The sequence below is a fragment of the Corynebacterium antarcticum genome (genome assembly GCF_016595285.2).
GTDB classification, from domain to species: Bacteria; Actinomycetota; Actinomycetes; order Mycobacteriales; family Mycobacteriaceae; genus Corynebacterium; species Corynebacterium antarcticum.
This window is the reverse complement of record NZ_JAENIP020000001.1, coordinates 130265-142166: the sequence shown is the minus strand read 5'-3', so window position 1 is coordinate 142166 and position 11902 is coordinate 130265. Positions and strand designations below refer to the sequence as shown.

Here is an 11902-nt window from a genome sequence, read left to right as displayed (position 1 = left end):
ACCATGAGCACCATCCCGAATTTCCACGACATCCCACGCACCACCGGCGAGGCTCCCTCGTCGGTCGATGACCCAGGTTCCGCCGCGGAACAGATCTGGGCGACGCCCGAGGGCATCGACGTCAAGCGTGTCTACACCCGTTCCGACCGCGACGCCGCCACCGTCGGCGACGGGGAACGCCCGCCGCACCCGCTGGACACCTTCCCGGGTACCCCGCCCTACATGCGTGGCCCGTACCCGACGATGTACACCAACCAGCCGTGGACGATCCGCCAGTACGCCGGTTTCTCCACCGCAGCGGAGTCCAACGCGTTTTACCGGCGGAACCTCGCGGCGGGGCAGAAGGGCCTCTCGGTCGCCTTCGACCTGGCCACCCACCGCGGCTACGACTCCGACAACGAGCGGGTCCTCGGTGACGTCGGTATGGCCGGCGTCGCCATCGACTCCATCCTCGACATGCGCCAGCTGTTCGAGGGAATCGACCTGGGCGCGGTGTCCGTCTCGATGACCATGAACGGCGCCGTCCTGCCTATCCTCGCCCTCTACATCGTCGCGGCCGAGGAACAGGGCGTCGGCCCGGAGCAGCTCGCGGGGACCATCCAGAACGACATCCTCAAGGAGTTCATGGTCCGCAACACCTACATCTATCCGCCGAAGCCCTCGATGCGGATCATCTCCAACATCTTCGAGTACACCTCGCTGAAGATGCCGCGGTTCAACTCGATCTCGATCTCCGGCTACCACATCCAGGAGGCCGGTGCCACGGCCGACCTGGAGCTGGCGTACACCCTCGCCGACGGCGTCGAGTACATCCGTGCCGGTAAGGACGTCGGTCTCGACGTCGACAAGTTCGCACCCCGACTGTCCTTCTTCTGGGGCATCTCCATGTACACCTTCATGGAAATCGCGAAGCTCCGTGCCGGCAGGCTCCTCTGGAGCGAGCTGGTCGGTGGTTTCGAACCCAAGAACAAGAAGAGCCAGAGCCTGCGCACCCACTCGCAGACCTCGGGTTGGTCGCTGACCGCACAGGACGTGTTCAACAACGTCCCGCGTACCTGCATCGAGGCCATGGCCGCGACCCAGGGCCACACCCAGTCGCTGCACACCAACGCCCTGGACGAGGCGCTGGCGCTGCCCACCGACTTCTCCGCGCGCATCGCCCGCAACACCCAGCTGCTCCTGCAGCAGGAGTCCGGGACCGTCCGCCCGGTGGACCCGTGGGCGGGTTCCTACTACATCGAGTGGCTGACCAACGAGCTCGCGAACCGTGCCCGCGCGCACATCGAGGAGGTCGAGGCCGCGGGCGGCATGGCACAGGCCACGGCCGAGGGCATCCCGAAGCTCCGCATCGAGGAGTCCGCCGCCCGCACCCAGGCCCGCATCGACTCCGGACGTCAGGCGCTCATCGGCGTCAACAAGTACATCGTCGAGGAGGACGAGGAGATCGAGGTCCTCAAGGTCGACAACACCAAGGTGCGTCAGGAGCAGCTCGAGAAGCTCGATCGCCTCCGTGCCGAGCGGGACAACGAGGCCGTCCAGGTGGCGCTGGACAAGCTCACAGAGGCCTGCCGGATGGAATCCAAGGAGGCCGGCGACCTCGAGCACAACCTCCTGAAGCTCGCCGTGGACTGCGCCCGCGCCCAGGCTACGGTCGGCGAGATCTCCTACGCCATGGAGAAGGTCTTCGGCCGGCACGAGGCCGAGATCCGCACGCTGTCCGGCGTGTACAAGGACGAGGTCGGAAAGGAAGGCGCCGTGAGCAACGTCCAGCGCGCGATCGCGATGGCGGACGCATTCGAGGCCGAGGAAGGCCGTCGTCCGCGTATCTTCATCGCCAAGATGGGACAGGACGGGCACGACCGCGGCCAGAAGGTTGTCGCCTCCGCCTACGCGGACCTCGGCATGGACGTCGACGTCGGACCGCTGTTCCAGACGCCCGCCGAGGCTGCTCGCGCTGCCGTCGACGCCGACGTGCACGTAGTCGGTGTGTCCTCCCTCGCGGCCGGTCACCTCACCCTGGTGCCCGCGCTGAAGGAGGAACTGGCGAAGCTCGGACGCGAAGACATCATGATCATCGTCGGCGGGGTCATCCCCCCGGGTGACTTCCAGGATCTCTACGATTTCGGTGCCGCCGCGATCTACCCGCCCGGCACCGTCATCGCGGATTCCGCGATCGACATGATCACGAAGCTGTCCGCGAACCTCGGGTTCGACCTCGATCTTCCGGACGAACTGCAGGCCGAGGCGGAGGCGTCCGAGGGCTCCTACGGCACGCCGGTAGAGGCGTAGGGGGATCCCGGAAGATGAGCATCGACGACGAGTTCCTCGAACACCATCTCGGTTCGCTCGCCACGACCGCCGGAACCGATCTCGGCTCGGCGACGGCCGTGGCCCCCGAGGTGGTCCGTCGCGCCCGCCGCCGGATCGACGTCGACGAGCTCTTCGAGGCCGTCCGGGACAGGGACCGGACCCGGATATCCCGGGCGATCACGCTCCTCGAATCGACGGCGCCGGCACACCGGGTCCTGGCCCAGGAACTCCTCGTTCGTCTGCTCCCGTTCTCGGGTGACGCCCTGCGCGTCGGGATCACCGGCGTGCCGGGCGTGGGTAAGTCGACGTTCATCGAGGCCCTCGGTATGAAGCTGATCGGGGAGGGACACCGGGTGGCGGTTCTCGCCATCGATCCCTCCTCGACGAGGACCAGGGGATCGATCCTCGGGGACAAGACCCGCATGTCGAAGCTGTCCAGTCAGGACGACGCGTTCATCCGGCCCTCGCCCTCGGCGGGAACCCTCGGGGGCGTGGCCAAGGCGACCCGGGAGTCGATGGTCGTCTTCGAGGCCGCGGGTTTCGACATCATCCTCGTCGAGACGGTCGGCGTCGGACAGTCGGAGGTCGCCGTGTCGAACATGGTCGACTGCTTCACCTTCCTTGCCCTCGCCGGGGCCGGCGACCAGCTGCAGGGAATCAAAAAGGGTGTCCTCGAGATGGCGGATCTCGTGGCCATCAACAAGGCGGACGGACCGAACACGAAGACGGCGAAGCGGGCGGCGCGTGAGCTGGCCGCCGCCCTGCGCATGGTCCGGAGCGAGGACGCGATCTGGCATCCGCCGACGATGACGATGTCGGCGGTCGAGGGCGACGGCGTGGACAAGTTCTGGGACACGGTGCAGGAGCACCACGAGGCGATGCTCAAGTGCGGGAAGTTCGAGGAGAACCGCAGGGAACAGCAGGTCGGCTGGATGTGGTCGATGGTCCATGAGACGCTGCTCCAGCGCCTGAATACCAGCGGCCGGGTCAAGGAGACCCGGGCCTTCGTCGAGGATCAGCTGCGGCACGGGCGGATCACCCCGACCCTCGCCGCGGAGAAGATCCTCGAGGCCTTCGACGCCACGGACTAGCGAGAGCCGTTGACGTCAGACGACACGGCAGACCACTCCGGTCTGTCGTGTCGCGCTCGTCTGACGGACGCTAGCACAGGAGAAGCGGGCCCTGACATGGTCCGATGCAAAGGTCTCCCGGGGTGGGTACAGTGGAAGCCGTAAACAGAAAAACCCTATAGATAAGAGGAGACTCATATGTCTGACCTTCGTACCGACCATGGTCCGAATCCGTATGTCCTCGACATCGAGAAGGCCACCAAGGACAACGACAACTTCCGTGACACCCTGTGGACCGGCAAGTTCCTCCAGATGACCGTGATGAGCATTCCCGCGGGTGGCGAGATCGGCGCCGAGGTCCATGACGACCACGACCAGTTCCTCCGCCTCGAGGCCGGGGAAGGCCACGTCATGATCGGTGACGACGCCGACAACCTCGACATCGACCAGACCGTCGAGGATGACTGGGCGATCTTCGTTCCCGCAGGTAAGTGGCACAACGTCGTGAACGAGGGCTCCGAACCCCTCAAGGTCTACTCGATCTACGCGGCTCCCGATCACGTCAGGGGCACGATCCACGCGACCAAGGAAGACGCGGACAACGACCCCAACGAGCAGCACGACGACTGATCGACCGTCGCGGCTCACGGGCGGGCGGCGCCACCGGGAATCGGTGGTGCCGCCCTTTTCCGTCTGAGACCCGCCCCCCGGGGGGGCCGTGGAGCGGGTCCGCCGGTGTCCCGGTTCGGACGCGGGTGATGGCCGCACCCCACCTGAGGTGGCCCGGACATCTTCCCGGTGTTCCGGTGGCGCAGAACCGGAAAGCGGACCTATTCTGGGGGTATAGGTAAGCCTCATCCGGGGACATCGTCCCCATTCCGGTCGCGACCCGCGGACTGACGGGCAATGAGGCGGCAATCCGAGAGGAAAACGAAGTTATGCTGCGTAATTGGAAGGGACTCGTCTTCATCGTCACCAGCCTGGATGGTTTCGTCGCCCGCCCCGATGGCGACGTCAGTTGGCTCCTGGATCAGGATCACGGGATCGAGCACCCGGTCGAGCACGCACCGGGAGACGCCGGTGACTTCGCCAGGGTGTTCCGCGGGACGGATGCCGTCGTCATCAGTCGGCCCGCGTTCGAAAAACTCAACGATCTCCCCGAATGGCCGTACCCCGGCAAGGACGTGATCGTCATGACGACCAGGGAGTCCTTCTCGGATGACCGGGTCACCGTGGCCCGGAGCCTCGATGAGGTCGTGTCCCTGATCGGGGAGCGGGGATACCGGGGCGTGTTCATCGACAGCGCCGGAAAGATCCGGCAGTTCCTCGAGCGCGGGTTGGTCGACGAGCTGACGGTGACGACCGTGCCGTTGATCCTCGGGGACGGCATTCCGCTGTTCGGCGGCGTGAACTGCGATGTCCCGCTCCGGCTGCTCGACTCGGGGACAACGCGGGAGGGCTATGTCCACGCCCGGTACGAGGTCCTGCCCCCGGTTCCGCACAGTCACGCGCATGACGCCACGCGGTCGTACACACCGAACGTCAAGCGGCCGCACATCGACTGACGTGCGGGGCACCGTCACCACGTGCTGGGCACGTAGTTCTTGAGGAAGCAGCCGTAGAGATCCACGCCGTTCTCACCCTGGACGATGGGGTCGTACACCCGTGCCGCGCCGTCGACGAGATCGAGCGGCGCGTGGAACCCCTCGTCGGCGAGCCGCACCTTCGTCGTGTGCGGGCGCTCGTCGGTGATCCACCCGGTGTCCACGGCGGTCATCAGGATACCGTGCTCGGCGAGTTCCCCCGCGGCCGTGCGCGTCAGCATGTTCAACGCGGCCTTGGCCATGTTGGTGTGCGGATGTCCCGGTCCCTTGTAGCCCCGGCCGAACACGCCTTCCATGGCGGACACGTTGACGATGTACCTGCGCCGGGCCGTGGCGGCCTCCATCGCGGGACGCAGTCTGTCGATGAGGATGAACGGCGCCGTCGCGTTGCACAACTGGACCTCCAGCATCTCCAGCGGGTCCACCTGTCCGATGCGCGCCACCCACGAGTTGTGGCTGACTTCGTCGGGGACCAGACCACCCGCGTCGATGGCGGTTCCGTCGGTGACCCGATCCATCGCGGCCGAGCCACCCGTCATCGCCAGCGCGGCGAGCCGCGAGGCGTGGGCCTGTGCTGCGGCGGCAGCGGTGTCCACCACACCGCCGTCGGCGGCTCCGAGCGACGCGACGGCGGCGTCCCCGTCCGTCCCGGAACCGGTGAGCGCCGCGGGGTGGAGCGCCGAGGTCGAACCGAGGGAGAGCGTGTCAACCTCCCGTTCGATGCCCTCCAGCGGAGCGGACTCCGCGTCGACGAGTCCCGAGTAGGCGCCGGGGGAGCGACGGACGGTCTGCGCGGCGTTGTTGATGAGGATGTCGAGGGGACCCGCCGCGGCGACGGAGTCGGCGAGGCTGATGACCTGTGCCGGGTCTCTCAGGTCGACACCGACGACGTGCAGCCGGTGGATCCAGTCCGGGGAGTCGGCGACCGCGGTGAATCTGCGCACCGCATCCCGGGGGAAGCGGGTGGTGATCGTCAGATCCGCGCCGTCACGCAGGAGTTTGAGTGCGATGTACATGCCGATCTTCGCCCGTCCGCCGGTGAGCAGCGCCCTGCGCCCGGAGAGATCCACCCGGGCCTCACGACGGCGCCGGTTGTCGGCGGCGCACTCCGGGCACAACTGGTGGTGGAAGGAGTCCACCAGGGTGTAGGGCTGCTTGCAGACGTAACAGTTCTGGGCACGCTGCAGACGCCCCGCGAAGCCGTGCGGGGTCGCCACAGCACCGGGTTCGAGCTGGGCGGGTGCTCCGTCGGCCGGAGTGATGAGGAGCCCGGAGGTCTCGTCGTCGATGCGCCGGGGATTCGCCGTCGCGGTCGCGTGCAGGACCGCTTCGTCGGCACGCTTCTGGCGTTCCCGTGCCGCCAGTTTGCGCGATCTCTTGACCTGCTTGAACAGTCCGGCGACGGCCCGCTGGATGCGAACCGAATCCGGGTGGTCGGGGTCGAGCCGACCGGCTTCCTCGATGACGCCGAGACACACCTCGAGATCTTCTGGCGCTATGGACACTGACTTGAATCCTTCCGTCTGCGGACCACACGCCGGACCGCCGAGCGTGATTCGGACACCCGTGATGTCCGGCCGACGGGCGTGTCCGGTCCCGGAAGACTCTACCCGGTCGCCCGGACGTCGGAGGAACTCAGTTCAGGAAGGGTCTCAGTGAGATCCAGGTGAATTCCGGATTCAGTGTCGGTCCCACAGTGGCCGGACTGCAGAACCCGAACACGACCGGCTCTGCCCCGGATTCGATTGGGATCTCCCAGACGTATTCGGTGGTGGTGCCGACGCGCCACTCTGCGGCACACGTCAGGCCTTTGAGCCGCGCGGCGATGTCCTTGAGCTGGGTGACGGGATCCGCGTCCGGGTCCGGCTCGAGATCGGGGATGTCACCTATTCCCACCAGGGGAGCAGAGGGGTAACCGCGGGCATCCTGGATGACGACGATCGGTTTCATCCCGCACTCCTCACCCGCCAATTCACCCCGGGTGTTCCGGACCTTCGTCCTGATCACCGCCACGGTCCCTGTCACGTTCCTCCTCAGGGTCACGCTGTCGATGGCGATGTCGGCGCCGACACCGGACACCGGTTGCCCCGGGCGGACCGTCTGGACGTCGGTCGGGGTGAATCCCACGGGACTGCCGTCATCGGGTCTGACGAGGGGATTCGCGCCACCGTCCGTTCCGGGCACGGGGAAGGATGTCCCCGCAGGCGGAGGCGTGGGAGCATCGGGCCATGACGACGCGGGGGAGGACGTCGCGTTCCCGGGCGCGGGGTTCGCGGAATCGGGAATCATGGTGGAGAAGCAGGCGGAGCACAGTACTGCTGCGGTGACGGTGGCGACGGTGACGGCGGCGGTTCTCCGGAACATGGTCGTCCTCCGTGTTCGACCGGATCCGGCGCATGGCCGGAAGGGAGTGCCCGCCTGAATCCTATCCCGCAGGGACCGGAAAACCCCCTCACAGCGGACCGCCGTCGGGGGCAGGGGCGGGCTTTCCGCTACTCAGCCGGAGTCCCGCCGTGGCTAACGACGTTTGCCGGGGGTAGCGGAAAGCCCGGGGAAACTAGGTTCCCCGGGCTTTCCCGTGGTGTCCGGAGGGGGACTTGAACCCCCACGTCCGTTAATAGGACACTAGCACCTCAAGCTAGCGCGTCTGCCATTCCGCCACCCGGACCTGAGTGGATTGAAACTGTGCTCCGACCGCTCCGGCCGGGCACTCGCATACTGTAGCCCGAAACGGCGCACGGGATCAAATCACCAGTACAGGAGGTGTTTTTCCGTCCTCAATTGAACTTCTGTACGCCTTCGCATGTCCCGGAGGTGAGCGCGTCGCCCGTCCGCAGGCCGGTGTATCGTCATCTCATGCCAATGAGCCCTCCGACCCCGGCCAGACAGCGCACCTGGTCCTGGTTCGTACCGGAAGACGCCCCCTCGGAGAATCCGTTCCATGCGCGGACAGCCGGAATGTCCCCGTTCCGGATGACACTCGCGGCGCTGCTGAATCATCCCCGCGTCGTGCTGCTCATCATCGCCGCGACCCTGGTCTCCGAATCGTGCGGCATCGCACTGTCCCGTATCGCCGGCTGGTCGACCAACGCCGTCATCGACACCGGCCACACCGCCGCACTCATCGGAACCGTCGTCGCGCTGCTCGTGCTCCAGGGCGTCGGGTACTGGACGGAAGCCGCGAAGATCGGCCTCAAGGACATGTCGATGGCCCGGATGATCCACGGCCTCAGACTGGAGCTGACCCGGAACCTCACGGTCCTGGAGGCCCGTACCCTGACCCCCGGCACGGTTCTCAACACCGTCGACGAGGACACCTCGGCCCTCGCGGAAGTCAAGCAGTCGTTCGACTTCACCCTTTCGCTCTTCTTCTACCTGACGGGCTCGGCGGTGGTGATCGCGGCGGTCGACTGGCGGATCGCGGTCGGTGTCGTCGTCGGTGGTGCGTGTACCGCGCTCGTGGCCGCGGGCACAGCGGGGCCTCTGACCCGGGTGGCGGAGGAACGGCGGGCCGCCGAGTCGCGGTCGATCTCCCTCGCCACCGATTTCGCCCAGGGATCCCGGATCATCAAGGGTCTGGGTGCCGTGGACGCCAGCAGGGCGCGGTTCGACGCCACGGCGGGCGACGCGTTGACGGTGATGCTCCGGGAGGTACGGGTCGGCGTATTCATGACCGTCATCCGGCAGGCGGTTCCCGCGGTCTTCGGGTTCTGTCTCGTCGTCGCGGCGGCGCTGCTCGCCTTCGACGGGCGGATCACCCCGGGGGAGTTCCTCACGGTCGTTCTGCTCGTCCCCCCGGCACTCACCGTCACCGGTTTCTCCCTGGGGTTCTTCATCGACGTCTGGGCCCGGGCGCAGGCGTCCGCGGGCCGGATAGGGAGGTTCACGGAGGCACTGACCCCGCCGGACGAGAGAGACGGGGAGGCTGAGGCTGTCGTGCCGCGGTGCGGCACGGGCCTGACCGTGTGGGCCTCCGAATCGCCGGAGGGGCGGCGGACCGCAGCGGAGCGGGCCCGGGAGATGGCTTCGGCACCGGGGGTCCTCGCCCCGCCGCACGCGGTGAACATCTTCGAGGGTACCCTCCGGGAGAACATCGATCCCACCGGGAACCTGGGGCTCGACCGGATCCGGGCGGCTCTCGACGCGGCCTGCTGCGGGGACATCGTGGCCAGGCTCGGTGGTTACGGACCGGACGGTGAGCTACCGGAGACCCCGATCGGGGAAGCGGGTCTCAACCTCTCCGGCGGGCAACGTCAGAGGGTCGCGCTCGCCCGTGCGCTCGCGGTCGACCCGGAGGTTCTCGTCCTGGATGAACCGACGACGGGGCTGGATGCCGTCACGCTCGACAACGTCGCCCGCGCGGTAGCGCGGCTGCGTGGCTCCCGTCCCACGGTGATCATCACCGGGGGACGGGCCTGGCGGGCCGTCGCTGACCGTGTCCTCACCGACGCGGAGCTCCTGCGATGACCGCCACGACCTTCTCCTCCTATGACCGGCGCCATGATGCTCTGGCCCCGGCCTCCGGGCGGGACATCGTCCGGTGCCTCCGCTCCCTGCCCGGTTTCCCGGGACCGGGCTGGTGGCTGCTGACCGCGGCTGTGTTCGGTCTCAACATCGCGTCGATGACCGGTTCCTCGACACTGCTCGGACGTTCCGTCGACTTCATCTCCGGCCTTGCCGTTCCGGGGTTCGGTTCGGGGCGGGAGGGATTCACCGTCCTTCTCGGGGTGGTCGGTGTCCTGATGTTCGTCGAGCTGGTCACCCGTCCGGCAGCAGCCTACCTGATGTTCTCCGCGACCCGCAGGCTCACCGTCGATCTCCGGCGCCGCTGTCTGGCGGCGACACTGGAGGCCCCGATCCCGGACGTGCTCGAACTCGGCACCGGAAACGTGATGACCCGGCTGACCAAGGACATCGACACGGCCTACCGTGCCGTGCAGAGCATCGGTACCCGGTTCGTGGTGACCGCCCTGATGTTCCCCTTCACCTTCGTGGCGCTGGCACTGATCTCCCCCTGGTACCTGCTGTTGCTGATACTCCTCCCGGCGATCTTCGCGGTGCCCCTGAAGCGGACCCTGACGGGGCTGCCGGTCGCGACCAACGCGCTGTCCACGGCGCAGGCCCGCCGCAACAACATGCTGCTCGACACGATCCGGGGCCTGCCGACCATCCGGGCCTTCGGTGTCCGGGGGTGGGCGACGCAGCGGCTGGAGCGGAACTCCTGGGACACCGTGCAGCGGGAGGCCGACCGGATCCCGCTGTTCCTCCGGCTCATCGGGACCGGCTATCTGGCCTACGGTGTGCTGCTCGCCGGGGCCATCGCGCTGTCCACCCATCTCGTGGCACAGGGTGCGCTGACCACCGGGGCGGCTTCCGCCGCGGTCGTGCTCGTGGTCAGGCTGGAGATGCACGTGTTCAACGTCCTGATCTTCACGGGTGAGATCCAGAACGCGCTCACCGCGCTCGGGCGCGCGGTGTCACTGGCCCTTCTCTCGGACAACGCGATTGACGCGTCGGCTCCCGACGACTGCCCGGAATCACCCGAGGTGCGGATCGAGGATCTCGTGTTCCGGTACCCGGGTGGTGCGCCGATCATCGACGGTCTCTGCCTGACCCTTGAGGCGGGGACGACGACCGCGCTCGTGGGTGCGTCGGGTGCCGGGAAGTCGACCCTCGCCGGACTGATCGCGGGGCTCCAGCGGCCGGCCTCCGGAACCATCTCCATCGGCCGGGTCGACACGTCGACGGTCCCGGACACCTGGACGGCGCGTCAGGTGTCGCTGATCAGCCAGGAGGTGCACCTGTTCTCCGGGACGCTGCGGGAGGACCTCAGGATGGCCGCTCCGGACGCGGATGACGCGGCACTCACGGCGGCGCTGACCAGGGTCGGTCTCGCACCGGACAGTGCCGGCTGGCAGCGGTGGCTCCCGGAGGGGCTCGACACGCTGATCGGTGCTGGCAACGACGACCTCTCCCCGGAGGTGGAGCAGCAGATCTCGCTCGCCCGGATGGTGCTCGTCGATCCTCCGGTCCTCATCATGGACGAGGCGACGAGCGAGGCCGGTTCCGACAACGCACGCAGCCTCGAACGCGCCGCGCAGGCGGTGGCCAGAGGTCGGACCTCACTCGTCGTCGCGCACCGTCTGGATCAGGCGGTCGCGGCCGACAGGATCATCCTCATGGACCATGGCGTCGTGGTGGAGGACGGGTCCCACCGGGAACTGCTCGCGGTCGGTGGACGGTACGCGGAGCTCCATGCGCGTTGGAGTGGGTCACGGAACGAGGATTGAGTGATCCGGACCACGACATCGCCGGGTGGATTCTGTTAGAACTGGGGCATGAACTCTTACGCAGATGATCCCCGTTTCCCCGGACCAGACCCCTACGCCCCGCTGAAGGACCTCCCGTCGTTCGACCTGCGCTCCGACGACCTCGACAACGGTGGCACCTTCGCCGAGAAGCACCTCGGGGGCAACGATGTCTCCCCGCACCTCGCCTGGTCGGGACTCCCGGAGGGCACCAAATCAATCGCGGTGACCTGCTTCGATCCCGACGCGCCCACCGCCGCGGGTTTCTGGCACTGGGCGGTGCTGAACATCCCCGCATCCGTCACCGAACTCGCGACCGGTGCAGGTGGTGAGACCGTGGAGGGCGTCGAAGGTGCCCTCAGCCTGGTGGGGGACAGTGGTACCCGCGGCTACTACGGACCGCAGCCGCCGGAGGGGCACGGCCCGCACCGCTACCTGTTCGCGGTGCACGCCGTGGATGTCGAGGAGCTGGATGTCCCGGCGGACGCGTCCCCGACGGTCCTAGGTTTCAACCTCTACTTCCACAGCATCGGCCGCGCGATTCTCTGGGGTTGGCACGAGAACCCCTGACCATCACCCCACCACGGGGCTGACTCCGGTTGAGGTCAAC

9 protein-coding genes and 1 tRNA gene are annotated in these 11902 nt (G+C 67.4%); 7 read left to right on the top strand and 3 right to left on the bottom strand.

All coding sequences use genetic code 11. The annotated features are described in order from the left end of the window. Nucleotides 1–3 precede the first annotated feature (3 nt). The 4 genes from scpA to JIM95_RS00585 all read left to right on the top strand — a co-directional run bounded on the left by scpA (nucleotide 4) and on the right by JIM95_RS00585 (nucleotide 4945). A complete protein-coding gene (gene scpA / locus JIM95_RS00600; RefSeq protein ID WP_200257539.1) occupies nucleotides 4–2289 on the top strand; it encodes a methylmalonyl-CoA mutase in 2286 nt (761 codons plus the stop codon). A 14-nt stretch (nucleotides 2290–2303) separates the two neighbouring features. Beyond that, nucleotides 2304–3401, top strand: a complete 1098-nt coding sequence (gene meaB, locus JIM95_RS00595; RefSeq protein ID WP_200257538.1) for a methylmalonyl Co-A mutase-associated GTPase MeaB — start codon at nucleotides 2304–2306, stop codon at nucleotides 3399–3401. 177 nt (nucleotides 3402–3578) lie between these two features. Beyond that, nucleotides 3579–4010 (top strand): cupin domain-containing protein, encoded by a 432-nt coding sequence (locus JIM95_RS00590; protein ID WP_200257537.1) that lies wholly within the window; start codon nucleotides 3579–3581, stop codon nucleotides 4008–4010. 308 nt (nucleotides 4011–4318) lie between these two features. Further along, complete coding sequence (locus tag JIM95_RS00585) at nucleotides 4319–4945, top strand: dihydrofolate reductase family protein (protein WP_200257536.1); 627 nt, start codon at nucleotides 4319–4321, stop codon at nucleotides 4943–4945. Between the two features lie 14 nt (nucleotides 4946–4959). Here the strand turns inward: JIM95_RS00585 and JIM95_RS00580 are convergent, their stop codons facing one another. The 3 genes from JIM95_RS00580 to JIM95_RS00570 all read right to left on the bottom strand — a co-directional run bounded on the left by JIM95_RS00580 (nucleotide 4960) and on the right by JIM95_RS00570 (nucleotide 7652). Continuing rightward, the gene (locus JIM95_RS00580; protein ID WP_200257535.1) at nucleotides 4960–6489 is read right to left on the bottom strand and encodes an SDR family NAD(P)-dependent oxidoreductase; all 1530 of its coding nucleotides are present in this window, start codon (nucleotides 6487–6489) and stop codon (nucleotides 4960–4962) included. A 130-nt stretch (nucleotides 6490–6619) separates the two neighbouring features. Continuing rightward, nucleotides 6620–7348, bottom strand: coding sequence for a hypothetical protein (locus JIM95_RS00575; RefSeq protein ID WP_200257534.1), 729 nt, complete (start codon nucleotides 7346–7348; stop codon nucleotides 6620–6622). Between the two features lie 215 nt (nucleotides 7349–7563). Then, nucleotides 7564–7652 (bottom strand) — tRNA-Leu (locus JIM95_RS00570). Between the two features lie 194 nt (nucleotides 7653–7846). Between JIM95_RS00570 and JIM95_RS00565 the strand changes: the two genes are divergently transcribed. Genes JIM95_RS00565 through JIM95_RS00555 form a run of 3 tightly spaced genes read left to right on the top strand, consistent with a single transcriptional unit; the run spans nucleotide 7847 to nucleotide 11862 of the window. Beyond that, on the top strand, nucleotides 7847–9451 hold the full coding sequence (locus JIM95_RS00565) for an ABC transporter transmembrane domain-containing protein (protein WP_200257533.1): 1605 nt from the start codon (nucleotides 7847–7849) through the stop codon (nucleotides 9449–9451). Next, on the top strand, nucleotides 9448–11274 hold the full coding sequence (locus JIM95_RS00560; protein WP_200257532.1) for an ABC transporter ATP-binding protein: 1827 nt from the start codon (nucleotides 9448–9450) through the stop codon (nucleotides 11272–11274). The genes JIM95_RS00565 and JIM95_RS00560 overlap by 4 nt, the downstream gene beginning before the upstream one ends. A 48-nt stretch (nucleotides 11275–11322) precedes the next feature. Further along, entirely contained in the window at nucleotides 11323–11862 is a 540-nt protein-coding gene (locus JIM95_RS00555) for a YbhB/YbcL family Raf kinase inhibitor-like protein (protein ID WP_200257530.1), read from the top strand. The last annotated feature ends 40 nt before the right edge of the window (nucleotides 11863–11902 follow it).